Origin of the sequence: Devosia sp. SL43 (assembly GCF_021729885.1) — a bacterium.
In the GTDB taxonomy this organism is placed as follows: domain Bacteria; phylum Pseudomonadota; class Alphaproteobacteria; order Rhizobiales; family Devosiaceae; genus Devosia.
On the sequence record NZ_CP063401.1, the window covers coordinates 1,121,040 to 1,143,588 of the forward strand.

The 22,549-nt window shown below is 61.8% G+C and carries 23 protein-coding genes and 1 other RNA gene; 9 read left to right on the forward strand and 15 right to left on the reverse strand.

Going from position 1 to position 22,549, the window contains the following annotated elements:
- Window positions 1-43: 43 nt before the first annotated feature.
- From IM737_RS05540 to IM737_RS05565, 6 genes are all read right to left on the reverse strand, one after another.
- Window positions 44-565, reverse strand: coding sequence for a dihydrofolate reductase (locus IM737_RS05540; protein WP_236898925.1), 522 nt, complete (start codon window positions 563-565; stop codon window positions 44-46).
- Window positions 562-1,041 carry a GNAT family N-acetyltransferase gene (locus tag IM737_RS05545; RefSeq protein WP_236898926.1) on the reverse strand — a complete coding sequence of 160 codons (480 nt, stop codon included), beginning with the start codon at window positions 1,039-1,041 and terminating at the stop codon, window positions 562-564. Before IM737_RS05545 ends, IM737_RS05540 begins: the two co-directional genes overlap by 4 nt.
- On the reverse strand, window positions 1,041-2,048 hold the full coding sequence (locus IM737_RS05550) for a DUF4424 domain-containing protein (protein ID WP_236898927.1): 1,008 nt from the start codon (window positions 2,046-2,048) through the stop codon (window positions 1,041-1,043). The genes IM737_RS05545 and IM737_RS05550 overlap by 1 nt, the downstream gene beginning before the upstream one ends.
- A gap of 109 nt (window positions 2,049-2,157) precedes the next feature.
- The gene (locus IM737_RS05555; RefSeq protein ID WP_236898928.1) at window positions 2,158-2,484 is read right to left on the reverse strand and encodes a phosphoribosyl-ATP pyrophosphohydrolase; all 327 of its coding nucleotides are present in this window, start codon (window positions 2,482-2,484) and stop codon (window positions 2,158-2,160) included.
- Window positions 2,481-3,275, reverse strand: a complete 795-nt coding sequence (locus IM737_RS05560) for a thymidylate synthase (protein ID WP_236898929.1) — start codon at window positions 3,273-3,275, stop codon at window positions 2,481-2,483. The genes IM737_RS05555 and IM737_RS05560 overlap by 4 nt, the downstream gene beginning before the upstream one ends.
- A gap of 9 nt (window positions 3,276-3,284) precedes the next feature.
- Window positions 3,285-3,869 carry a DUF1003 domain-containing protein gene (locus IM737_RS05565; RefSeq protein WP_236898930.1) on the reverse strand — a complete coding sequence of 195 codons (585 nt, stop codon included), beginning with the start codon at window positions 3,867-3,869 and terminating at the stop codon, window positions 3,285-3,287.
- Between the two features lie 146 nt (window positions 3,870-4,015).
- Between IM737_RS05565 and IM737_RS05570 the strand changes: the two genes are divergently transcribed.
- Window positions 4,016-4,255: a YdeI/OmpD-associated family protein gene (locus tag IM737_RS05570; RefSeq protein WP_236898931.1), complete on the forward strand. Its 240-nt coding sequence runs from the start codon at window positions 4,016-4,018 to the stop codon at window positions 4,253-4,255.
- Here the strand turns inward: IM737_RS05570 and IM737_RS05575 are convergent.
- Complete coding sequence (locus IM737_RS05575; protein WP_236898932.1) at window positions 4,252-5,061, reverse strand: transglutaminase-like domain-containing protein; 810 nt, start codon at window positions 5,059-5,061, stop codon at window positions 4,252-4,254. The genes IM737_RS05570 and IM737_RS05575 overlap by 4 nt on opposite strands.
- A gap of 93 nt (window positions 5,062-5,154) precedes the next feature.
- Here IM737_RS05575 and ssrA point away from each other — a divergent pair.
- From ssrA to IM737_RS05590, 3 genes are all read left to right on the forward strand, one after another.
- Window positions 5,155-5,510: a transfer-messenger RNA gene (ssrA, locus tag IM737_RS05580) on the forward strand.
- A 104-nt stretch (window positions 5,511-5,614) separates the two neighbouring features.
- The gene (locus IM737_RS05585; protein WP_236898933.1) at window positions 5,615-6,097 is read left to right on the forward strand and encodes an SspB family protein; all 483 of its coding nucleotides are present in this window, start codon (window positions 5,615-5,617) and stop codon (window positions 6,095-6,097) included.
- A 10-nt stretch (window positions 6,098-6,107) separates the two neighbouring features.
- Window positions 6,108-6,329, forward strand: a complete 222-nt coding sequence (locus tag IM737_RS05590) for a ribbon-helix-helix domain-containing protein (RefSeq protein ID WP_236898934.1) — start codon at window positions 6,108-6,110, stop codon at window positions 6,327-6,329.
- Here IM737_RS05590 and IM737_RS05595 read toward each other — a convergent pair.
- Together IM737_RS05595 and IM737_RS05600 are read right to left on the reverse strand one after the other, a co-directional pair.
- Complete coding sequence (locus IM737_RS05595; protein ID WP_236898935.1) at window positions 6,322-9,972, reverse strand: AsmA family protein; 3,651 nt, start codon at window positions 9,970-9,972, stop codon at window positions 6,322-6,324. The genes IM737_RS05590 and IM737_RS05595 overlap by 8 nt on opposite strands.
- A gap of 191 nt (window positions 9,973-10,163) precedes the next feature.
- Complete coding sequence (locus IM737_RS05600) at window positions 10,164-12,326, reverse strand: esterase-like activity of phytase family protein (protein ID WP_236898936.1); 2,163 nt, start codon at window positions 12,324-12,326, stop codon at window positions 10,164-10,166.
- Window positions 12,327-12,529: 203 nt separating this feature from the next.
- On the opposite strand from IM737_RS05600, the gene IM737_RS05605 reads away from it, so the two are divergent.
- Complete coding sequence (locus IM737_RS05605; protein ID WP_236898937.1) at window positions 12,530-14,872, forward strand: ATP-dependent helicase; 2,343 nt, start codon at window positions 12,530-12,532, stop codon at window positions 14,870-14,872.
- Between the two features lie 2 nt (window positions 14,873-14,874).
- Window positions 14,875-15,657: a S1 family peptidase gene (locus tag IM737_RS05610; RefSeq protein ID WP_236898938.1), complete on the forward strand. Its 783-nt coding sequence runs from the start codon at window positions 14,875-14,877 to the stop codon at window positions 15,655-15,657.
- Window positions 15,658-15,660: 3 nt separating this feature from the next.
- Here IM737_RS05610 and IM737_RS05615 read toward each other — a convergent pair whose 3' ends face one another.
- Complete coding sequence (locus IM737_RS05615) at window positions 15,661-16,083, reverse strand: hypothetical protein (RefSeq protein ID WP_236898939.1); 423 nt, start codon at window positions 16,081-16,083, stop codon at window positions 15,661-15,663.
- A gap of 155 nt (window positions 16,084-16,238) precedes the next feature.
- Here IM737_RS05615 and IM737_RS05620 point away from each other — a divergent pair, with 155 nt between their 5' ends.
- Together IM737_RS05620 and IM737_RS05625 are read left to right on the forward strand one after the other, a co-directional pair.
- Complete coding sequence (locus IM737_RS05620; RefSeq protein ID WP_236898940.1) at window positions 16,239-16,556, forward strand: heavy metal-binding domain-containing protein; 318 nt, start codon at window positions 16,239-16,241, stop codon at window positions 16,554-16,556.
- Window positions 16,557-16,655: 99 nt separating this feature from the next.
- The gene (locus tag IM737_RS05625; RefSeq protein ID WP_236898941.1) at window positions 16,656-17,528 is read left to right on the forward strand and encodes a 50S ribosomal protein L11 methyltransferase; all 873 of its coding nucleotides are present in this window, start codon (window positions 16,656-16,658) and stop codon (window positions 17,526-17,528) included.
- Between the two features lie 171 nt (window positions 17,529-17,699).
- Here the strand turns inward: IM737_RS05625 and IM737_RS20930 are convergent, their stop codons facing one another.
- Window positions 17,700-17,831 carry a hypothetical protein gene (locus tag IM737_RS20930; RefSeq protein WP_272906548.1) on the reverse strand — a complete coding sequence of 44 codons (132 nt, stop codon included), beginning with the start codon at window positions 17,829-17,831 and terminating at the stop codon, window positions 17,700-17,702.
- 121 nt (window positions 17,832-17,952) lie between these two features.
- Window positions 17,953-18,087, reverse strand: coding sequence for a hypothetical protein (locus IM737_RS20935; protein WP_272906549.1), 135 nt, complete (start codon window positions 18,085-18,087; stop codon window positions 17,953-17,955).
- A 111-nt stretch (window positions 18,088-18,198) separates the two neighbouring features.
- Here IM737_RS20935 and IM737_RS05630 point away from each other — a divergent pair, with 111 nt between their 5' ends.
- On the forward strand, window positions 18,199-20,022 hold the full coding sequence (locus IM737_RS05630; RefSeq protein ID WP_236898942.1) for an aminopeptidase P family protein: 1,824 nt from the start codon (window positions 18,199-18,201) through the stop codon (window positions 20,020-20,022).
- 34 nt (window positions 20,023-20,056) lie between these two features.
- On the opposite strand, the gene IM737_RS05635 is transcribed toward IM737_RS05630, so the two are convergent.
- From IM737_RS05635 to IM737_RS05645, 3 genes are all read right to left on the reverse strand, one after another.
- The gene (locus IM737_RS05635) at window positions 20,057-20,548 is read right to left on the reverse strand and encodes a YbjP/YqhG family protein (RefSeq protein WP_236898943.1); all 492 of its coding nucleotides are present in this window, start codon (window positions 20,546-20,548) and stop codon (window positions 20,057-20,059) included.
- Between the two features lie 129 nt (window positions 20,549-20,677).
- On the reverse strand, window positions 20,678-21,145 hold the full coding sequence (locus IM737_RS05640; protein WP_236898944.1) for a DUF3828 domain-containing protein: 468 nt from the start codon (window positions 21,143-21,145) through the stop codon (window positions 20,678-20,680).
- A gap of 95 nt (window positions 21,146-21,240) precedes the next feature.
- Complete coding sequence (locus IM737_RS05645) at window positions 21,241-22,548, reverse strand: hypothetical protein (protein WP_236898945.1); 1,308 nt, start codon at window positions 22,546-22,548, stop codon at window positions 21,241-21,243.
- Window position 22,549 lies beyond the last annotated feature (1 nt).

Below are 22,549 nucleotides of genomic sequence, written 5' to 3' on the forward strand. Positions count from 1 at the left end.
TATCAATTCGTTGGAGACTTATATAGGCAAGCGCTCGGCGCGATCAATGAGCGGGCGGCTTACGACGCTCGTACACATTGACGCGGTAGCTCGCTTCGTCTTTTGGCGAAGGCTCAACTTCCGGCCTATCGACAACCTCCCAGATTTCCGGGTCGATCGCCGGAAACCGCACGTCTCCGTCGGGCGCCAGATCGATGTGGCTTACATAAAGCCGATCGGCCTGCGGCATAAGCTGCGCATAAAGCTCGCCGCCGCCGATGATCATGATTTCGTCAGCACCATCAGCCTCGGCGATTTCGCTAGCTTTTGCGAGCGCAGCCTCGATCGTCTGGACGACAACGATGCCCTCCGCCGTGTAGCCCCTTTGGCGCGTCACGACGATATTGGTCCGGCCAGGCAATGGCCTGCCGACCGTCTCGTATTGCTTGCGCCCCATCACCACCGGCTTGCCCATGGTGGTGCGCTTGAAAAAAGCCATGTCGGACGGAATGCGCCAGGGAATGGTCTGGTCGCTGCCAATCACGCCATTCTCGGCCACCCCGACGATCATCGCGATCCTGGTCATGGCGTACCCAGCTTCAGCAGCGCCTCACCATCAACCCGCACCTTGGTCCACTCATTCTGCATCACGCCGCCCTGGCTCTTGTAGAAATCGATGCTCGGCTCGTTCCAGTCGAGCACCCACCACTCGAACCGCCCCAACCCCTCGGCCACACACCGCTGTGCCAGATTGACCAGCAGCGCCTTGCCGACGCCTTTGCCGCGCATGGATGGATCGACGAACAGGTCTTCCAGCCAGATGCCGTGCCGGCCTTGAAAGGTCGAATAGGTGTAGAACCACAGCGTGAACCCGACCGGCTTGCCCGACCATTCGGCAATCTCGCAGAACACCTTGGGTTCGGCGCCAAACAGGTCGCGCACGATATCTGCCTCGGTCGCCTTCGCCTCATGGCTCAACTTCTCATAGGCGGCCAGCGCTTCGATGAAGCGGATGATCAGAGCAGCATCGGCGGCGACCGCGGGACGGATAGTCAGCGTCATTATTCGCCCGGGCGCCTCTGCAGGATCAGAATATCGAGTTCCTTGTCCGGCCAGTAGTCGGTCTTGACCATCTCGAACGTGGTCGGCCCGATCTTCTTGACGTCCTCGCCGCAGAACGAGACGAAGTTGTCTTCGCTGCCCTTGTCGACGACGAGCCGGAAATTCTTGATGGCCCCGCCACCCCAGTTGCCGCCGGTGGTGAGGATGTAGGAAATCCACTCTTCCGTGTAAGGCGCGGAATAGGTCTCGTCGGGGCTGGTCTGGGTCGCTGCCACCGCCGCACGGAAATCGTCGTCCGTGCAATACTTAGCGCGATAGTCCGATGCCGGGTCGTAGTCCTCGTAGGGCTCGCTGAGGAAACTCACCGCCACAGTGCCACCGACGCTTGGCTTGTAGGTGTGGACCACTTCCACGGTCTCACCCGCCGGGAAATGGCCCTCCCAGGTATAGGTCGCCTTGTACGTCCAACCGGGCCAATAGTGCTTTTCCCAACCGTTACCCTGGTCGAACTCGTCGGGCCACACCATGCCCAGATGCAGCAGGCGCTCGGTGGTCTCGTCATCGAGCGCATCGACGAGCTGGCTGGCATCCTCGGTGAACGGCACGATGGGCAGGCCGAGCTGCTTGAGTTCCTTGGTGCGATCGACGCCGAAGGCATAGGCGTATTCATGCAATGTGGCCTCGACCGGCGCGCCGTTGAAGGTCGTCTTGAACTCGAAAAGGTTGTCGTCAGGCCCGCTGGGGAATGCCACCGGCGACCACCAGTTGGGAATGATGTCGGGCATCGGGAATGCGACCAGGATATCCTGGTCGGTTTCACCGGTGTTGGTGAACTCGTAGACCACCTTGATTTCATCGCGGGAAATGAAGAGCTCCTCGCTCTCCATCACGATGGTCTCATTGGTGATGAATTCGAGCCCTCCCGTGGCCAACTGGGCCGAGGTGTCATTGCCGAGGGCGGGAACGCTGGCAGCCAGCAACAGGCCAAGGGCCGTCAGGGTCTTCATGCTGATCCTCCAAGATGGTTGTGCATCTTTACCAGCCCGGCGCGCCCGCGAAAGCCAGAAGATGTTCGCGCGGCACTTGCCCGCAGGCGTGTGAACGGACGATGAATGACTAGGCGGTCGAGCTCCGACCCAAATGCTGAAACCACTTCCGCGCCAGAGCCGCTTCGAGGTCGATTCCGTTATTGTCTGCGAACAGCAAAAGCATGGCCAGGACATCCGCGGTTTCGTCCTCCATCGCCGTCCGAACCGCTGCCACATCCGCGCCTTTGAGCCGACCACGGCCGGTGGTCTTGAGATATTCGGCTGTCAGTTCGCCCAGCTCTTCCTGCACTTTGAGCAGATACCAATCGGCGTCCCGGACAATATCATTGCGCGAGGCATAGGTGTCCGACACTTCGGACACCATCACCGTCAGCTGCGCAAGCGTGTGGGTCATACGGCGATCGGCGCCGGGATGTGCGGATGCGGATCATAGCCCTCGAAGGTAAAATCCTCGAAGACGAAGTCCTCAATCCGTGAGCGCTCGGCATTCATCACCAGCTTCGGCAATGGCCGCGGTTCGCGAGCAAGCTGCAGACGCGCCTGATCGAAATGGTTGCTGTAGAGATGGGCGTCGCCCAGCGTATGCACGAAGTCACCCACCCCCAGCCCCGTCACTTGCGCCACCATATGGGTGAGCAGCGCATAGGAGGCGATGTTGAACGGCACGCCGAGGAAGGTATCCGCAGACCGCTGATAGAGCTGGCAGCTCAGTTTGCCATTGGCCACGTAGAACTGGAACAGGCAATGGCAGGGGGGCAAAGCCATCTCGTCCACCTCGGCGGGGTTCCAGGCCGAAACGATATGGCGGCGTGAATCCGGCTTGGTCCTGATGGACTCGATCACATTGGCGATCTGATCGATCTTTCGACCGTCAGGCGCCGGCCAGCTGCGCCACTGCGAGCCATACACCGGCCCAAGATCGCCGTTCTCGTCGGCCCATTCATCCCAGATCTTGACGCCGCGTTCCTGCAGCCAGCGCACATTGGTCTCGCCGCGGATGAACCACAGCAGCTCGTTGATGATCGATTTGCGGTGAAGCTGCTTGGTCGTCACCAGGGGAAAGCCCTGCGCCAGGTCGAACCGCATCTGATAGCCGAACAGGCTCCGCGTGCCGGTGCCAGTCCGGTCGGATTTGTCGGTGCCATGTTCTAGGATGTCGGAGAGAAGCTTGAGATAGGGCTGCATGACGGCAACTTACTTCGATTCGTCCGGCGCCGTCGCTACACCGACTCGGCTTTCCACGAGCCGGGTCAGCAGATCGATCTGCTGTTGCTGCTTGGCAATGAGCTGCTTGAGGTCGTCGTTGCGCATCTGATCGACCTTGTCGTGCAGCGCCATGATCTCGATTTCGGCCTTCAGGTTGCACTCATAGTCATGCGCCGTGACCAGCCGATCCTTCGCGGCCTGGCGGTTCTGGCTCATCATGATGACAGGCGCCTGAATAGCTGCCAGCATCGACAGCAGCAGATTGAGGAAAATGAACGGATAGGGATCTGGCGCCGAATGCATCAGCAACAGATTGAGACCCACCCAGGCCAGCAGCACCACGCCGAAGCTGATCAGGAAAGTCCATGATCCACCGAACGAGGCTACTCGATCGGCCAGCCTCTCCCCAAAGCTGGACTTCTCGTCAAATGCCGCTGACGTATCTATGGAAAGAGCCTTCTTGCCGATCGCTTGCTCGAGGACCTGACGCTCTTCCCTGGTGAGCGCCTTTTCTCCCTTGCCCAGGAAACGCTCGGCCGCATGAATGAGTTTTGTGGTGGATGTATCGGTCATTTTGAGTCTCTCGGCTGACTGTCAGCCCTTCTACACCCGAATGACCCAGCACGGAGTCCTGCTTGGCAGGTAATAGAATACCGCCATGCGTGCTGACAGCGAATGTCACGGCAACGCGTTGGCAGAACAGTTGAAGGAGAACAGTCATGAGCCCTCGACTGCGCCCGCTCCGCCCACGCGAGGATATGCCGGATTTCGTGCGCGAAGCCCTCGAAGAACGCGGCCTGCGCGCCCAATACGACGCCCGCCCTCCATACCAGCGTAACGACTACCTGCTTTGGATCAACAAGGTGAAGCGCGACGACACCAAGCTCATGCACCTGGCGCAGATGCTCGATGAACTTGAAGCCGGCGGCGTCTATATGGGCATGAAGTGGAACGGTTAGGGCATGATCTCGTAGGTCGTGACCGAGAAGCCTGAAAGCTTGGCTGGCCCGAACTGCGTCGACAGCGCCACGTCAGTGGCGTCCCGGCCGATGGCCATCAGAATGCGGCCGATGCGGGGGAAATTGTGCCGGGCATCGGCCGTGTACCAGTGGCCGCCCAGATAGACCTCGAACCAGCCGGAGAAATCCATGGGATCTGGATCGGCGGGCACCCCGATATCGCCCAGAAAGCCGGTGCAATAGCGCGCTGGAATGTTCATGCAGCGACAGAAGGTCAGTGCAAGATGCGCGAAGTCCCGGCACACGCCGGTGCGCTCGGTGTAGGCGCCAAAGGCGGTGCGGGTACGATCCGCCTTTTGGTAGCTGAAAGTGATGTGATTGTGGACGAAATCGAGGATTGCCTGGACGCGCGGCCATCCCGGTGCCGTGTGGCCGAAAAGCTGCCAGGCGACATTGGTCAGTCGGTCGGTCTCGCAGTAGCGTGATCCCATAAGGTAGATCAGCGTTTCGTCAGGCAGGTCGCGAATGCTGTGCTGGGTGGCATCGTGCGGTACGATGTCGGGCGTTCCCGCATCGTAGATGTCGAACGCGGTCGATACCGTCATCCGCCCCTGTGGCGCTGTTATGCGCGTGCAGACATTGCCGTAGCTGTCCATGTAGTCCCAGCTTTCAACATCCGGCGTGAAGGCCAGCACTTGGGGCGTCAACAGGTCAGCCCGTCGTGAAGGGTGGAGGTTGAGTGACAGCAGCATCGGCGTCGGCGCCGGGCAGTCATAGCTCAGCGAGAAGCCGGCACGGATTTGCATGGATCATCGGCTTTCGGTTCAAGACACCGGCAATCCGGCAACGTTCGTGACTTGGATAACACGTAGCCCGCCGATTGGCTGCGTCCATCACCACCGATTGCATCCCCCGTCACCCGCGCCTATATAGAAGCTGCTCGCAAGAGCTATGGCGATAAACTGTCATCGTAATAAACCTTTCGGACCCGGGGGCAGTACCCGGCGCCTCCACCATCTCCCCTTTCGGGAGGAGCCAATGGGGGCGAAACAGGATCGACGAGGGCGTAAAGGGTGTGCTTTTGCTCGGTGAGGTACCACCGTTATCGGTCCAAAACTTATAGTTGCAAATGACAACCATAAGGCTCCAGTCGCTCTCGCTGCGTAAGCAGTGCTAGCATTGGGAAATTAAGTCCTCCACCCCTAGCCGGGTGACAGGCGGGGTCCGCAGGCACCTGGCAACAGAAGCCTGCACCTTCACATCCAATTGCTATGGGTTTGCCTTAGGCCTTGAATTATCATGGCGCGTAAGGCTGATATGGGCCATCAGGATTCTACCCTGAAGCCGGAAAGGTTGACGATGGCCGAAGATCACATGCGATACGACATTCTCGCTCAGGAAGCCCTGCGCGGCGTCGTGCGCAAGGTTCTGGCCGAGGTCGCCAAGACCGGCCTGCCGGGCGACCATCACTTCTTCATTTCCTTCGTCACCCGCGCCCCCGGCGTGCGGCTCAGCGAGACCCTGCTGGGCCAGTATGACAAGGAAATGACGATCGTCATCCAGAACCAGTATTGGGACCTCAAGGTCCACGATACCGGCTTTGAAGTCGGCCTGTCGTTCAATGGCGTGCCGGAAACCCTGGTGATTCCCTTCTCCGCAGTGAAGGGCTTCTTCGATCCGTCTGTGCAGTTCGGCCTGCAGTTCGACCCCAAGACAGCGCCCGGGGCTGGCGAGCTGGAAGACGACGCCGACGACGCCGTAGAGGCAGCGGCCGGCTCGACTGATGGCGAGAAGCCCGGCGAAAAGGTCGTGAGCCTCGACGCCTTCCGCAAGAAACCCTGACAACCTGCTGATGGACAAGCGCTCCCTGTCCATATCAGGCCACCGCACCTCCATTGCCCTCGAGCCCGAATTCTGGGCCGCGCTGGAAATGATGACGGCCGAATCCGGGCAGACCATGGCTGCCCTCATCCGCTCGATCGATGCCAACAGGCAGACCGCCAACCTGTCCTCGGCGGCGCGAGTGGCCGTGCTGCGATGGTATCAGGCCAAAGCGACGACCGCGCTCAGTTGACCGGTGTGAACGGCTGGTTGACGCCGTTCCCGATCGGCTGATTGACCTGTGGCGGCGGCAAGCCAAGATTGAGCGGCCCTGTCGCGGGCTGATTGGGCAGCGTCTGGATCGACGGTGATTGCTGCTGTTGCTGTAGCAGCAACTGGCGCTGGGCCTCCTCCTCGGCAGCAATACGGGCTGCCTCCTCAGCCGCCAGCCTTGCGGCTTCCTCGGCGGCCTTCCGGCGTTGTTCCTCGATCAGCCGGTTGCGCTCCTCGGCCGCCGCACGTTGCCGCGCCTCGTCCTCGGCCCGTAGAATCTCAAGCCGATCGACTTCGAGTTCGTTGGCACGAACCTGGATAGAAGCAACCATCTCTTCAAGATCCAGCACCGTCTCAGGCGCCAGCAGCGTTCCCGCAATGCGATTGGTGATGCGCGCGGTATCGACGCCCACGAGGCCATTGGCATCCTCGAAGCCTAGCGGGGTCAGCACGAAGCTGCCATTGAGCCCCAGCAGCGGCAGTGCCAGGTTGATGTCGCCTGCCAGGCGCGCGCCCTCCCCCTCGACGATGAAATTGGTGAGCCGGGCCACGCCGCCGGCAATGGTAAAGGCCCCGGTCGCCGAAGGAGCCGCAAACGGCCCCTGCCCGAGGGAGAGGCCGATGATCGCAGCCAAGGCGTCGGGTTCCATGTTCAAAACATCATCGAGCCCGGCGACTGTCGGGAATACGCCGGGCGCCAGTTGCACAACTGAGAAGTCGGCAAGCGTAAAGTTGCCCTCTCCGGCCAGCACGGCGAGAAGATCGCCAACGCTGGCGCCGGTCGCTTCAAAGCTCACCCCACCCTCCAGCACGCCATCGAGCGCGGTTGCCACCGCTGGCGGCGCAATGGCGTCCAGCGGCGCGCCGGTCAGGCTGACGCGTCCGCTGGCCGTCTTGTCGACCAGCGGTCCGGCACAACAGACCGCGATATCGAGGTTGATCTTACCCGCGCCCAATGCCGCCTCGAAGCGCGATAGCCGCAGCCGCGTCTCGTCCCAGGTAAGCTCGAAACTGGTTGCCCCCAACCGCTCTTCGCCACCGGCCATGACGCTGCCCGACGTGACTGAAACCGATCCACGCGTCGTTCGCTGCTGGTCGCCAACACTGATGGGACCTTCCGGCCAGATGCCGGCGCCGCCAACCAGCGCGGCCCGCCCGAAGAGCGTGGATGCCAGGCCTTCAACCGACACTGCGTCGACCGCAATCGCCCCGTCCACCGCCGCCGTCGCGCCGCTACGCGCCAGCGACAACTCGCCGGTAAAGCCAGTTTCGCCAGAGGTTCCGGCAATCTCGGTCAGCGTAGCCAGCCGATCGCCCTCGAAATGCAGATGCGCGCTTCCCTGTACCTGAGGCAGGCTCAGCCCCTGCGCCCCCACGATATGGGCAAGACCGCCGGCATCGGCCAGTGCCACCTGCAGGGCGCCATTGCCCTGGATTTCGCCATCCTCGATGCTCAGCAACTCGCCGGCAAAACTCATCGTCTCGTCGCCGGAACTGGCGGTCAGGCGCGAGTTGAGACTGTTGCTCGGCGACCCCGTCAGGCCAATGCTGACCAGCATGGACTCGCCGTCGAACAGGTCCGCCGTGCCGAAGCCGATCTGCTGCGTCAAAGCCACCGTGTCGGTCGACTCGAGCGTCGCCGTCAGCTGCAATTGCCCGGTCGAAAGAGCCGCGATGCCACCGCCGAGTTCGGCACGCAGGTCGAGATCGCCCGCCCCAAGGGCGCCACCCAGCGTCAATACTTGCAACCCGCCTTCTCCCGGAGGCTGCAGGTCCACCAGCAACTCCGCCGGTGCCGACAGCGCCAGGAAGTCCCGCCAGGCCTGCGGCGTTCCGAGCAGATCATAAAATCCCGCCAGCGCAGGCGCATCGGCAGAAGCGATCCGCACCATGCCCGAACCGGACATGTCGGGCTGGGCTACGGTGCCACCAGCAGAGGCGGCAAGGTCGAAGCCGATGCCGCCCCACTCCCCGGCAGACAATCGCGAGAACGTCACCTTGTTGGTCGCCCATTGCCCCTCGGCAACCAGGTCCGAGCCATCATATCCGAACATGCGTGCCGTCTGCCCGGTGAGCGAAAAGCTGCCACCCGGAAAGCTCAGGCCAAACCCCGGGTCATTCGCCAGATTGGGCAGCAGCGCCGCCAGCAGGGCGCTGCCATTAGCCCCAAGCTGGCCGAAGTGCCCAACCACATCCAGCCGCTTTTCGCCGCCAAATCCGAGGCGCATTTCGACTGAGTTGGCCGCCCCTGCCAATGTCAGCAATCCATTGCTGAGGCCCAGCGCATCGCCCACCAGCATCACGCGACCCGCCAATGCGCCAGGCTGGTTGAACAGTGGCGTATCGTCGGCGGGTTTGCGCCACAGCGCTGACAGACCATCGAGGCGTGCGCTCGAAATAGTGACGTCGCCACGGAAGGCCGGGCGACCGTCTTCGGCGGTAAGCGTGCCGCCAGCGCGCACTTCGGTATCGCCCGGCAACCGGCCGATAAACTGTTCGATCGTCCACTCGCTGCCATCGGTGCTGGCATCGACCCGCACCTCGCGCAGGGCAAAGCCGCGCAGCCCGATTTCGGCAAGATCGACCCCGATACGCCCCGGTATCGGTGGCAGCATGGGAGCCGGCAATTCGCTCAGCAGCCGCACCGCCTCATAGGGCATCGTCGATGCATTTTCCTTGGCATCGCGCGGCGGCAGCGCAAACACACCGCCCGAAATTACGGCGTCGAAACTCTGCCGCGCGCCCAGCTGGATGCTCGCCGCCCCGGTCAACCGCGTACTGGCACGGTTCTCGTCGGGTTGCAGCACGTAGCCCGAGAGCACGATGCGATCGGTCGAGCCGGTGACTTTGCTCTCGAACACCAGGTCGCCCCGGATCTCGTCGGCCACAGCCGTTTCTGGCGGCCTCTGACGGTAGGTCAACACCCCATCATATTTGGGCGCCATACCGGGCGTGAGTTGCCCCTCGGTGCTCAGCGAAAAGCCGCCGTTCAGCAGCGCCAGGAAGCCCGATACCTGTGTCGAACCAGCTTCGGTCACGGCGGCCGAGTTGAAGCGCACGCTATAGCGCTCGCCATTGTAGTTCCCGGTGCCCTGGAACTGAAACGGCCCGGCAAAGCTGGTGAGCTTGAGCTCGCCGTCGACATCGTCGGCCACGAAACTGTCGCCGCCACGACGGTCCAGCAGGCGGATTGTTGCATCGACAATGCTGGTTTCGCTCAGCACGACACCGCCGCCACTGCCCGACAGCGCGACGCCACTGCCGAAGAAGCCACTCTCGTCGATGTCGAAATCCACCACCGGCCCGCGCAGCACCAGGCGTGTGACGTTGTAGTTGTCCCGCAGGAAATCCATCAGCGAGAATTCGGCTTCGACACTGTCGACCGTCGCAGCCGGCTCTTCGGGCGAGCCCACGAGCACATCGGTGAAGCTCAGCCGGGGCTGTGGCAGCAGCGAGAATTCGATCTCGCCGCGAATGGTCACCGGCGTCCCGAGCACGCCCGTCGCCAATTGCTCCATGCGACCGCGATAGTCGCCCCAATGGACGAAACGCGGTGCGAGAAAGGCCCCGGCGAGTACGATAATCGCCAGCATGCCCACGATGATGTAGATGCGGTTCAGCACTGCGCGTTAGCCACCCGGATTCCAGCGGCAGAGTGTAGGCAAGAGCGGCCCCCGCGCAACCCCGCCATTGCCTTGAATACATGCGAGGTTTCGGGCGGAAAGGGCACGGCGCGGATCACGCTTTGGTCACCGGGCAAATAAGTAGCGGCCGAACCCGCAGGTCCGGCCGCCGCAATCACAGTCGAATTAGCCTACAGCGCGCCGATCGACCAGAAGAACGTCTCTCCCGAGCTGTCATCGGTGCCGTCATTGTCGGCGATGACATAGCCCGTGCCGGACGCGTCGATGGCGAAGCTTTCGACCTTGTCGACAACATAGCCGTTGTTGCTGGCCAGATCGGGGACCAGGTCACGTACCAGTTCCTTGGTCACGACGGGCAATTCACCGTCGAGCGCAGTAGGAACGAGTTCGGTCAGGGCGACGCGGTAGATCGCCTTGAGGCCAGCCTTGCCAGCAATCTGGTTGTCGCGCTCGACGATATAGGCGTAGTCGCCATGCACGGTGATTTCACTAAGGCCAACCCAGCCACCTTCCGGCGCAGCTTCGAGCGGGTAGCGCACCGCGCCCCATTCTTCGCTTTCGGTGTTGTAGGCGAGCAGTTTCACCGAGCCCTTGTCGTCATCGCCCCACTCACGCTGCATCGCAACCCAGAGCGTGTCGCCAACCTTGGCGACGCCTTCGGCGCCGAAACGCTTCTGGCCAGCCAGCAGATCGACCGGGAAGCCGACTTCATCCTCGATCTCGCCATCGGCATTCACATGGATGAGGGCGTGCGGCACCAGCTTGTCGCTGTCGCCCTCATTGGCGAGCCAGAAGCCGCCTTCGCCGTCGAGGGTAATGCCTTCGAGGTCGAGCTTCTGTGCGGTCGCGCCGTCACGGGTGATGATGGTCTTCTTGACGATGCGCGCCGGCTTGGCCGTCGCGTCGATTTCGTAGATCGCCGGGGCGCCATTGAGCACGCTGTCGCTGACGGCGTAGAGAATGCCCGGCTTTTCGGCATCGCCAACGGCGCCCGAAATGGCGGCCCAGCCGATCGGATGGCCGTCTTCGCCAAGGTCGGAAATCAGCTGCGGATAAGCCAGTTCGGCCTCGGCCAGCTCATAGAGCATCACATGCGAACCGCCGAGGCCGTCTTCACGCAGGTCGACTTCGTTGGCCGTGGCGAGCAAGTTGCGCTCGGGGATGGCGACGAGGCCCTCCGGCGAAATGCCCGACGGCAGCGACTGCACATATTCCGGCTCAGCACCGGTGTCCTTGTAGACGGCGATCAGCGACGACCGCTCTTCCGCAATGAAGATGTACTGGTCGTCGCCAAAGGTCGCGACTTCGAGGCCTTCTGGTTCCACGCCCTTCTTGTTGCGGAAATCGGGATAGTGGCCCAGCTGGGCAGCGTTGACGTCAAGCGCATTGCCCGAATCGAACAGCACAGTGCCGTCCTTGCCGAAGATGGTGAAGCCACGCGAGCCGCCGTCGAGGTCGCCCTCGTTGGCGACGACCAGGCGGTCATTGTCGAGCCACTTGATGGCGTCGGGTTCGCGCGGCACGGCATCCTTGTCGGCCGAGAAATCGATAGTACCGTCATTCTTGGTATCGACGCCTGAAACGCCCACTTCGCCGGCGGAGAAGCCGCCGGTCACGGTGCCGGTCTTGGCATCGACGATGGCGATCCAGTTGTTTTCCTGCAGCGTCACGGCGATTTCGTCGGCATCGTTGAACGCGACGAATTCGGCTTCAGCATCATCACCGGCAATATCGGCGATGCCGGCAAGCTCGACCTTCTTGATTTCGGCCTCGGTCACGGCGCCGTCGGTCAGCGTCACGATCGTCAGGAAGCCGGTCGGGGCCTGCGGAATGGCACCATCGTTCACGTCTTCGTCGCGCTCGTTCTCGATCGCGATGGCGAGGATGGTGTTGTCCGCGTTGTGGGCTATCGAGTCGGGCTGGCCGCCCAGGTCGAACTCGCCGTCGATCGCCTTGGTCGCGATATCGACCACAACCAGCTTGCCCGACGGTTCGGTGAAGCTCTCGGACGTATTGACCGCTACATAGGCCTTGCCACCGATGACGGTGACCGAGGTCGGTTCGCCATCCATGTCGAGGAAGCCGCCGGCCTTGGGGGCCTTGGCGTCGGTGATATCGACAAAGCCGATGCCGCCTGCCGGGCTGTCCGAATAGATCAGCGTCATGCCGTCATCGGTCGCGGTGATGATCTCGGACGAGCTGACCTCCGCTTCCGGATTGTTCAGTTCCACCGGAAAGCTGGCGACGCGGTTGAAGACTTCGGCAGCTTGACCCGTGGCCGTGGTGGCCAGCAGGACAGCTGTGAGAGCGGCAAGACGCTTGTTGAAATGCATGAGGGAGCCCCATTGAAGAATGGGACTCGCATAAGGTTGGCGCACGACCTGTCGATGACATCGGCATGACGGTTTGGTGACAGGCAGCCGTCCTATACATCGGCCCTTGCCGACCCTATATTGCACCGTGAACAAAATAAGATTCGTCAATCCCGCTGCCCTCTCGTCCCTGCCCTGGCGACGCGGCGATGGAAAGGCCCTCGATGCCCGGTGAAGCCCACCCCCTGGACCGCCCGGCAGCGGGCTCCATAACCAGCCAGTTCGGCCGGAACCAGCAGGTGCCGGATTATCTGCGCGGCCTCAACGAGGAACAGCGCGATGCCGTGCTGAGCATCGATGGACCATTGCTGGTGCTGGCGGGCGCCGGCACGGGCAAGACGCGTGTGCTGACCACCCGCATTGCCCACATGATCAACACCAATCGCGCCTGGCCCTCGCAGATTCTCGCGGTGACCTTCACCAACAAGGCCGCCCGCGAGATGAAGGAGCGCATCGAACGGCTGGTTCCACGCCTCGATTCCATGCCCTGGATGGGCACCTTCCACTCCATCGGGGCCCGCATCCTGCGCGGTCATGCAGCACTTGTGGGCCTCACCAGCAGCTTCACCATTCTCGATACCGACGATCAGATCCGGCTGATCAAGCAGCTTCTCGAGGCCGAGAACATCGACGAGAAGCGCTGGCCCGCCAAACTCTTCGCCTCGATGATGGATGGCTGGAAGAACAAGGGCCTCTTGCCCAAGGATGTCTCCCCCGCCGATAGCGGCAGCTACGCCAATGGCAAGGGCGCCAAGCTCTATGCCGACTATCAGGCGCGGCTGAAGACCCTCAATGCCGCCGATTTCGGCGACCTGCTGCTCGAATGCATCCGCCTGTTCAAGGAAAATCCGGATGTACTGGCCGAATATCACCGCAAATTCAAATACATGCTGGTCGACGAATACCAGGACAGCAACGTCGCCCAGTATCTCTGGCTGCGCCTGCTAGCCCAGGGCAAGCCGGCCAGCGAAGCCAATATCTGCGTCGTCGGCGACGACGATCAGTCCATCTATGGCTGGCGCGGCGCCGAGGTCGACAACATCCTGCGCTTCGAAAAGGACTTTCCCGGAGCCAAGGTGATCAAGCTTGAGCGCAACTATCGCTCGACCTCCAACATCCTCAAGGCCGCCTCGACGCTCATCGCTTACAACGAAAGCCGCCTCGGCAAGACGCTGCACACCGATGTCGGCGAAAATGGCGAGCTGCTCTCGGTGACTTCCGTCTGGGATTCCGAGGAGGAAGCCCGCACCGTCGGTGACGAAATCGAGAACTACCAGCGCGCTGGCGAAGCCCTCAATTCCATGGCCATCCTGGTCCGTGCCTCCCACCAGATGCGCTCGTTCGAAGAGCGCTTCATCACCCTGGGGCTGAACTACCGCGTCATTGGCGGCCCGCGCTTCTACGAGCGCAAGGAAATCCGCGACGCCATCGCCTATCTCCGCACGGTCTCCAACCCAGCCGACGGCCTGAGCTTCGAGCGCATCGTCAATGTGCCCAAGCGCGGACTGGGCGATTCCACCATCCAGATCATCTACAACACCTCGCGCGCCGCCGGGGTGTCGCTGTTCGCCGCGACGCGCATGCTGCTCGAAACCGAGGAGCTCAAGCCCAAGCAGCGCACCACTTTGCGAGAGCTGGTCGGCCAGTTCGACAACTGGTCGGCGCGCCTCGACGGCATCTCGCATTGGGAACTGGCCGAGCAAATCCTCGACGAAAGCGGCTACACCGCCATGTGGCAGGCCGACAAATCGCCGGACTCGCCGGGGCGCCTGGAAAACCTCAAGGAACTGGTGCGTTCGATGGAAGAGTTCGAGACACTGGGCGGCTTCCTCGAACACATCTCGCTGGTCATGGACCGCGACACCGCCGAGGCCGACGACGCGGTGTCCATCATGACGCTGCATTCGGCCAAGGGGCTGGAATTCGACACCGTCTTCCTGCCCGGCTGGGAAGAAGGCCTGTTCCCCAGCCAACGCACCATGGACGAGTCAGGCCGCGCCGGCCTCGAAGAAGAACGCCGCCTCGCCTATGTCGGCATCACCCGCGCTCGCAAGCGCGCCCGGCTGTCGGTGGCGCAAAACCGCCGCATCAATGGCCTCTGGCAATCGGCCATCCCATCCCGGTTCCTCGACGAACTCCCGCCCGACGCCGTCGAAGTCAAGGATACCGGCTCATCCTATGGCGGCTACGGCTATGGCGGCGGCGCCACCAGCCGCTTCAATAAAGCCGACCCCTTCGAAAGCGTCTACGAAACCCCCGGCTGGCAACGCGCCCGCAACCAGCAGGCCAACCGCAAGGGCGGCGGCCCGCTCACCATCGACGGCGACCTCGTCGCCCGATCAGTCGACCTAGGCAACGACAGATCGGCATTCGGCAGAGGCGACCGCGTATTTCACCTCAAGTTCGGCTATGGCGCGATTGCCGATATCGAGGGGAATAAGTTGACCATCGACTTCGAGAAGGCCGGTCGGAAGAAGGTGCTGGAGAGCTTTGTTAAGAAGGGGTGACCTTGAAGCCTGAACTATTGGAACCGCTTAAGGGCGCCGATGACCCGAGCAGGTACTGGAGCCATGACAAGGACGGGGTAGTCGGTGACGGAAAGGCCATGTTGGTTCCTATCCTAACTTATCGATCGCCCGGTCCGGCAGACTTCCGCTTCTTAGGGACTGGCTTTTTTATCGCACCCGGAATTGTTGCAACGGCCAAGCACGTCATTGAGGCATTCGAACCTGGGCGTTTCCCGCTGATCTTTCAATTTGAGCAGGAAAACCAAGTCTCAATGAGGCGGGTGCATGAAATATGTGTGCACAAAGAATCTGATGTTGGAATTTTGCGCGTGTTGGGTGAGAAGCCGAACCACACGAACAAATGTGCTGTGTTAACAAGCAGAAAGCCTCAAGCCGGTTCACTAGCATTTACTTCGGTCGTCGCGAACACGAAGGTTTGGGCAGATGGACCAGGACAATCCATCGCAATGAATGTAGAAAATTTTCGTGGAAAGGTCGTGCAGCAGTTTCCCACTGGCCGCGATAGGGTGATGTTGCCATGGCCCTGCTACCAAGTTGATTTTCACCTGCATGGCGGCGGCAGCGGGGGACCAGTCTTTGATGCCGGCGGCGAAGTTTTCGCAATAAACTGTGCCAGTCACACCCCCGAAACTGACATTGCTTTCGTTACCTCCGTCGACATGCTCCTCGGATGCATAATACAGAATATAGTCATTGAGAATAAATCGTACACAACGGCAACTATAAGAGATTTAGTTGACGCGGGTATAGTGCTTTATACATAGTGATCACGGAAACCGCTTCCCAATCTCCTCCACATACGCCTTCGCCAGTCGCCCAAACACCTCCGCATCCAGCACCATCGTCTCCCCCACCGCGATCCCCGCCACTGCCTTCTCCGCCTTATACTTGATCGTCTTGTTCTCCTGCAGCACGCCATCATGCTCCATGATGGCGTCGGCCAGCATGCGCACTTCGTTCAACGGGTTGCCGTCCTTCCCTTCGGCGCCGCGCATACGGTGCATGAAGTGGTGGTCGAGAGCCAGCAGCATCGACTGGAAATAGCCCGGCGCGAAGGCGGCCAGCGCCGCTTCGGCCTTGGCATCGCCTTTGACTGATGCGGCCAGCGCGGCATAGGCGGCGAGCTGTTCGTCGACCTTGGCGGCGGTGAGCTGGATGTAGACTTCGGGATAGCTGGTGACGGCGAGCATGGCAGGTGATCCTCATCGCGGCCGGACGATCCGGCGCTCGAACCCATGTCGGCCAGTCTCACCCAGCTTCGACAGCTTCGCCAACAATTTTCTACCCGCCCTTTCGCGGCATGCCGACCCGGCCTATCTCTGTGCCAGCACAGAGGAGACGCCGCATGATCATTTCCACCACGCCCACGCTCGAAGGCCGCCCCGTTCGCGAATACCTGGGCATCGTCACCGGCGAGGTGATCGTCGGCGCCAATATCTTCAAGGACCTGTTCGCCGGCATCCGCGACATCGTCGGCGGCCGCGCCGGCGCCTATGAAGGCGCCCTGCGTGACGCCCGCCGCCAGGCCTATGACGAACTCGCCTACGAAGCCGAACGCATGGGCGCCGATGCGGTGGTCGGGGTCGACCTGGACTACGAGGTTGTCGGCACGAACGGCTCGATGCTGATGGTGTCGATCTCCGGGACGGCGGTGAAGTTGTAATTCGAGCGAATCTACACTCGGCTTTACCAGTGGGGACAAGTCCGGTTGACCTGCGCCTGCACTTGTCGCAACTAGGCGGAACACAAAGGATTTCTCGCCATGGCCGTCGACCAGCTCTCCTCCATTCCGCTCACCAAGGAACAGGCCTATGCGCTGGTCGACGCGGTGATGGAGCGGGACGACCTGGCGCTGACCGCCTCAGCGCATGAGAACGAAGAAACCGGCGAATGGATCTTCGAGGCCGCCTGCGACAGCCCGCCCGATCTTGAATCGTTTGTTGAACTGGCGCGGCAAACCCTTGGTGGCACAGTCCAATTTTCCGTTGCGCCGCTCGATCCGGATGTAAATTGGGTCGCCAAGTCGCTCGAGGGCCTGGCCCCGGTGATTGCCGGCGGCTTCTATGTCTATGGCAGCCACGAAACCGGCCCGGTTCCGCATGGCCTGACGCCGATGAAAATCGATGCGGCGCAAGCCTTTGGCACCGGTCATCACGAGACGACGACCGGGTGCCTGGAGGCCATCAACATCCTGCTCAAGCGCAAGCGGCCGGGGGTGATGCTCGATGTAGGCACCGGCACAGGCGTGCTGGCCATTGCGCTGGCCAAACGGACGCGGACGCCGGTCATCGCCAGCGATATCGACCCGATCTCGGTGCAGACCACCATCGCCAATGCCGAGCAGAATGGCGTCGGCAAGCAGATCATCGCGCTCGAGGCAACCGGGCTAAACCACCCCGTCATCAGCAGAAATGCGCCCTATGACCTAATCGTCGCCAATATCCTGGCCGGTCCGCTGATGGCGCTGGCACCGGCTGTCGGCAAGGTAGCGCAAAAGGGCGCGACGATCATCCTGTCGGGCATCCTGGAGCATCAGGCGCGCGGCGTGATCAACGCCTATATGCGCCAGGGCATGACCCTGACGCAGAAGCTGCAGCGCAAGGACTGGACCACGCTGATGCTGGAAATGAAGTAGCAGGCCACTCGATGTGACACCGCATGTTGGCGGAATCAGTGGGTAAACTGCTGACCATGTGTGGCAATGGGCGCTATGGGCCGTCAGCGTCAACGCGACGCCAGGAAAAGCAAAATCCCCGAAGCATGCTCCGGGGATCACTCAGATCGTCGCTAGAAACCTGCAGCGGCCTTACGGGCGCTTGGTGAACGCGCCGAGCAGCTGGTGCTGCATGCGATAGCTGACCTGGCGGCTCGATTCGCGACCACGGGCTTCGATAACCGAACCCAGGGCCTTGCGGAAGTCGTTCTTGCTCTCAGTCATTCTAGTCTCCATGCACTTATGACGACGGTCTATTGCCCCCGTCACGATCTATTTAGTGTGTCTGGCAGGATTTGGTTAGGCCAGATGTCTCAAACCAGCCCTGCACGACTCGCAAACCCCGTTAGCGCTTCGTTAATTTGCCATTCAGCTTGCCGTAGTCGCGCTCGAACTGGGCGACATAACGCTGGGCTTGGCGCTCGCGGCCGGCCACCAGCGCGTCGAAGGCGCGGCTGAAGAAATTCTTGTCATTGGCCATCTTCGTTCTCCTGTAATCTGGCACTAAAATAGGCCCAAGACGCCGAATTGCTATAGTTCATAACAACAAGCCAGCCATGACCGGAGCGCACTCCGGCACAGGAACAATCCCATGACCGCCCAGAACTTCCCCGCCACCGTGTTCCAGAGCTTCGAGGAGAAGGCCGACCCAAAGAACGTCGCGCCGCGGCTGGCGGCACTGCGCCAGGCCATGAGCAAGGCCGGGGTCGATGGCTTCCTGATCCCGCGCGCCGATGCGCATCGCGGCGAGTCGGTGCCATCAAGCGAGGCGCGGCTGGCCTATGTGACCGGGTTCACCGGCTCGGCCGGCCTGGCGCTGGTTGGACCGAAGAAGGCGGCCTTGTTCGTCGATAGCCGCTACACGCTGCAGGCCCCCGCCCAGACCGACACGCGCAAGGTGACAGTGGTACAGACCGACCGGGGTGGCCTGAACGACACGGCCAAGACCATTGTGCCCAAGGGCAGCAAGCTGGCCTACGATCCGTGGCTGCACACGCCCGGCGAAGTACGCGAGATGACCACGCTTCTGGCCGGTCACGCGACCCTTATTGCGGGGCCAAATCTCGTCGACACCATCTGGGCCGATCGCCCCGGCACGCCGGTGAGCCCGATCGAGTTTCTCGGCCACAACCGGGCCGGCATGACGGCGCCGGACAAGATTGCCGAAATCCAGGCGGCGCTGGCGGCCGATGGCGCCGACGCCACCGTGCTGACGCTGCCGGAATCGATCTGCTGGCTGTTCAACATGCGCGGTCGTGATGTGCCCAACACACCTTTCGTGCTCGGCTTTGCCATCGTGCCGAAGAAGGGCCAGCCGACGCTCTATCTCGATCCGGCCAAGATCACCGGCGAACTGCGCCGGGCGCTGGACGGCGTGGCCAGGATCGCCAGCAGCCGCACCCTGCCCGCAGCCATGGCGCGGCTCGGCAAGGGCGCCAAAACGGTGCTGATCGACCCGGCTTCAGCGCCGGAGGCCATCGCGACCACGCTGAAAGATGCCGGCGCCACGCTGATCGAAAAGCGCGATCCGGTGCTGCTGCCCAAATCGAAAAAGAACGAGGCCGAACTCGCCGGGATGCGCGAGGCACACAAGCTCGATGGCGTGGCGCTGGCCAAATTCCTGAGCTGGTTCGACGACGAGGCGCCCAAGGGCGAACTCACCGAAATCGGCATCGTTACGGCGCTCGAAGCCTTCCGTCGCGAGGAGGAGAGCTGCGTCGACGCCAGCTTCGACACGATTTCAGGCGCTGGCCCCAACGGCGCCATCGTCCACTATCGCGTCACTACCAAGACCGACCGGGGCCTGGCGCCGGGCGAAATCATGCTGGTCGATAGCGGCGCGCAGTATCTGTCGGGCACGACGGACATCACGCGGACGCTCTCGACCAGCAGGCCCAGTGACGAAGAGCGTGACCGCTTCACCCGTGTGCTCAAGGGCATGATCGCCATTTCGATGGCGCGCTTCCCCAAAGGCACCAATGGCGCCCAGATCGACATACTGGCCCGGCAGTTCCTCTGGCAGGACGGGATCACCTACAATCACGGCACCGGCCACGGCGTGGGCGCCTATCTCGGTGTGCATGAAGGGCCGGTGGGCATCTCGTCGCGCTATACGACACCGTTCGAGGTCGGCAACGTCCTGTCCAACGAGCCGGGCTACTACAAGACCGGCGCATACGGCATCCGCATCGAGAACCTGATCGTGGTGAAAGAGAGCGAGGCGTTTCCAGGTTACCTCGAATTCGAGACGCTGACCCTGGCCCCGATCGACAAGCGGCTGATCCGGAAGTCGCTGCTATCAGAGGCGGAGCGGGACTGGCTCGATGCCTATCACCGCAGGGTGTGGAAAGAGATCGGACCGCTGGTCAAGGGTAAGGTCAAGGACTGGCTGAAGGATGCGACGGGGGAGTTGTGACTCTTCACCTCTCCCTTGGGGGAGAGGTGAGGGCTCAAAACCCCGTCGGGTCGTACATCAGCGCCCAGCTCAGCAACCAGTGGTCCTCGCGGCCCAGTGACGCCACGTCGTCGACCTTCCAGTTGCCGTCCTCGCGCACCATCGCGATGGTCACGAGACGCGGCTGGTCAAAATTGTGGTAGCTGACATTGATCACCGCGCGATCGTCGATGACGGTGGCCTCGCCGATCGCCACGTCGAATAGCAGCGCGCTGACATCGGGCAGGAATGGGTTGAACACCGAAGCCGGCTTGAACTCGGCACCCGTCATCGCGGCGTCGCTGGCGAAGACCTGATTCTCGATCGACTGATCGAAAATGCCCTTGAGCTTGGTGGAATAGTAGAGTGTCGGATCCCCGGCCAGTTTGCCCGGCTGGTAGTCGTCGTAGATCGCCGTCACCAGCGCCTTGGGATCACTGAACGTCTCGGCCGCCATCGCCGGTGCCACCACCACAGCCGCCGCCACCAAAGCCAGAATCAATCGCATCGATTTGCCCCTTTAACCGTCAATCGAAGATGGCGGGCAGGCACGGCGCGACTGTGATCGGCTTATGGCGGCTTTGCGGCGGCAGGATTAAGTTTTGGAGAGGAAGACGTCTGAGAAATCGCGCGAGGCTTACTGATACAGCGCCGCGTTCTCGGCAAAAATCTCGCTCAGCCGGTACTCATTGTCCGGATTGGTCGAAACCACATCATCGATCTTCCAGCCGCCGTCTTCCAGCACCAGTTCATAAGTCAGACTGCGCGGTTCACCAAAATTGGTGAAGGTGACGTCGACCGAGGCATACTCGCCGGCAATGCCGGGCGCGCCGATCTCGAAATCTGCGATGTCGAAATCCTGGCCGTCAACATAGGGGTCGAAGCTCAGTGCGCCCATTTCGCCGGCCGGGGTCACCTGTGCGTCATTATCGTACAGCGCCTGCAGGGCCTGCGAGCGGAAGACCTCCTCGTTGTCGGAGAACTCGCCGTTGAAATAGGGCTCGTAAAAGGCTTCGAGCAGCGCCTGTGGCGTGTCGTAGGTCTGGGCGGCGGCGAAGCTGGTCAAAGCCACGAACAGGCCGGCGGCAAGGGTTAAAAGGCGCATGGTAATCTCCGGAACACTCAGATGAAATCAACAGGGGTCGCCAACGTCGTAATCGGCGGTTGTCGGGGCCGCAAGCGGCCCCGGCGTAGGGCGCATCAGTTGAACCATGCCGCATAGTTGAAGACGTTTTCGCCGAATACGCTGTTGGCCAGCGCAAAACTGTCGGCGTCGGCGATGGGGCCATCAGCCAGATAGGCCAGCGCCCCCTGCCCGGTCAGCAGCATGACAAGGTCCGTCCGCTCGGAATTTTCGAAGAAGGCCTTGAGGTCGAAACCCTGCTTGAAACGCCAATGCGGGATCAACAGTTCGCCATCGACTATTCTGTCCAGCACGTCGAGCGTCTCCCGCCAAGCGGCAACCATCTCCGGGGTAATGTCCTGCCCCTCGATCAACGAGGTCTGCGTGGGGTTCGGCAGCAATTCCCGGTCGTCGTCGGTCTCGGCCATGATCAGGTCCCAGTTCTGGCGCGACAGGGCCGTGATGCGCTTGAGCTGAGCCGGGATGGACTGGAACAGCTCGCGATCGGCCACTGGGAAATCCAGCGTATGGATGGCCGCGATGATATCGGCAATGCCGGCATCGCTGCTCGGATCCATGAACAGCGTACCGCCCTCGGAATAGTCTTGCATCGGCAGTCCGGATGCCGGGAAGACCCGGTGCAGGTAGGCGTTGAAGAAATCCTCGAAATTGTGCGCGAGGATCATGTCGACCTGCACACCGATGACCTGCGAATAGCCGGCCAGCCAGATCGAGTCGGCAACGTCGAAGCCGATCGTGCTGTCGATCTCTGCAGGTTCGGGGATCACCCCACCTTTGGTCTTGGACTTGCCGCCATCGAGCGGTTCGTCCGGCATCGGCGGCGTCATCTCGCCGAACACGCCTTCAAGGAAACCCTGTAGCGTCTCGGCTTCGCTGGTTTGGCCGTCACCGTCGAAATCGATCCGAACCTTGAGCACTTCGATGGGAACGACAAAATCGGCCCCTTCGGTCGCGGCGGCGGGACATTCGAAATTCTGCTGCGCGCTGGTGAGATCGGCCCGGAAATCGGCGAGGATGCCGCGCAGAGCTTCATATGTCAGCGTCTCGGGATTGGGATTGGCCGGTACTGCTGTCTCCGGCATGCCGCCGATGCCCAGCATCAGTGCTGCGGCCGGCGTGCCGGGCGTGGTGGCGCCATAGCGATAGAGGTCCTGTGCCAGGCCCTCGATTCCGCTGGCCAGGCTGAGGAAACCGGCGCCGAAACAGGCCTCGGGCTCAAGCGCCTCGGCGCCAGCGGCAAGCGCCGCCTGTCCTTCGGCCACCGTGCCGGCATAAAGATGTTGGGTGAGAATATCCCCTGCCTCGCCGGCATGGGCAATCGTGGGCAACAGCAAAGCTGTCGCCAATAGGCCAGTAAACTTCATC

What these genes read in the sequence shown, in the direction of transcription:
- IM737_RS20935 (WP_272906549.1), bottom strand. Translation starts at nt 18,087, where the DNA reads ATGGCCAATGACAAGAATTTCTTCAGCCGCGCCTTCGACGCGCTGGTG.
- IM737_RS05575 (WP_236898932.1), bottom strand. Translation starts at nt 5,061, where the DNA reads ATGCAAATCCGTGCCGGCTTCTCGCTGAGCTATGACTGCCCGGCGCCG.
- IM737_RS05625 (WP_236898941.1), top strand. Translation starts at nt 16,656, where the DNA reads ATGGCCGTCGACCAGCTCTCCTCCATTCCGCTCACCAAGGAACAGGCC.
- IM737_RS05565 (WP_236898930.1), bottom strand. Translation starts at nt 3,869, where the DNA reads ATGACCGATACATCCACCACAAAACTCATTCATGCGGCCGAGCGTTTC.
- IM737_RS05605 (WP_236898937.1), top strand. Translation starts at nt 12,530, where the DNA reads ATGCCCGGTGAAGCCCACCCCCTGGACCGCCCGGCAGCGGGCTCCATA.
- IM737_RS05570 (WP_236898931.1), top strand. Translation starts at nt 4,016, where the DNA reads ATGAGCCCTCGACTGCGCCCGCTCCGCCCACGCGAGGATATGCCGGAT.
- IM737_RS05635 (WP_236898943.1), bottom strand. Translation starts at nt 20,548, where the DNA reads ATGCGATTGATTCTGGCTTTGGTGGCGGCGGCTGTGGTGGTGGCACCG.
- IM737_RS05585 (WP_236898933.1), top strand. Translation starts at nt 5,615, where the DNA reads ATGGCCGAAGATCACATGCGATACGACATTCTCGCTCAGGAAGCCCTG.
- IM737_RS05615 (WP_236898939.1), bottom strand. Translation starts at nt 16,083, where the DNA reads ATGCTCGCCGTCACCAGCTATCCCGAAGTCTACATCCAGCTCACCGCC.
- IM737_RS05540 (WP_236898925.1), bottom strand. Translation starts at nt 565, where the DNA reads ATGACCAGGATCGCGATGATCGTCGGGGTGGCCGAGAATGGCGTGATT.
- IM737_RS05555 (WP_236898928.1), bottom strand. Translation starts at nt 2,484, where the DNA reads ATGACCCACACGCTTGCGCAGCTGACGGTGATGGTGTCCGAAGTGTCG.
- IM737_RS05590 (WP_236898934.1), top strand. Translation starts at nt 6,108, where the DNA reads ATGGACAAGCGCTCCCTGTCCATATCAGGCCACCGCACCTCCATTGCC.
- IM737_RS05545 (WP_236898926.1), bottom strand. Translation starts at nt 1,041, where the DNA reads ATGACGCTGACTATCCGTCCCGCGGTCGCCGCCGATGCTGCTCTGATC.
- IM737_RS05645 (WP_236898945.1), bottom strand. Translation starts at nt 22,548, where the DNA reads ATGAAGTTTACTGGCCTATTGGCGACAGCTTTGCTGTTGCCCACGATT.
- IM737_RS20930 (WP_272906548.1), bottom strand. Translation starts at nt 17,831, where the DNA reads ATGACTGAGAGCAAGAACGACTTCCGCAAGGCCCTGGGTTCGGTTATC.
- IM737_RS05620 (WP_236898940.1), top strand. Translation starts at nt 16,239, where the DNA reads ATGATCATTTCCACCACGCCCACGCTCGAAGGCCGCCCCGTTCGCGAA.
- IM737_RS05640 (WP_236898944.1), bottom strand. Translation starts at nt 21,145, where the DNA reads ATGCGCCTTTTAACCCTTGCCGCCGGCCTGTTCGTGGCTTTGACCAGC.
- IM737_RS05560 (WP_236898929.1), bottom strand. Translation starts at nt 3,275, where the DNA reads ATGCAGCCCTATCTCAAGCTTCTCTCCGACATCCTAGAACATGGCACC.
- IM737_RS05550 (WP_236898927.1), bottom strand. Translation starts at nt 2,048, where the DNA reads ATGAAGACCCTGACGGCCCTTGGCCTGTTGCTGGCTGCCAGCGTTCCC.
- IM737_RS05630 (WP_236898942.1), top strand. Translation starts at nt 18,199, where the DNA reads ATGACCGCCCAGAACTTCCCCGCCACCGTGTTCCAGAGCTTCGAGGAG.
- IM737_RS05600 (WP_236898936.1), bottom strand. Translation starts at nt 12,326, where the DNA reads ATGCATTTCAACAAGCGTCTTGCCGCTCTCACAGCTGTCCTGCTGGCC.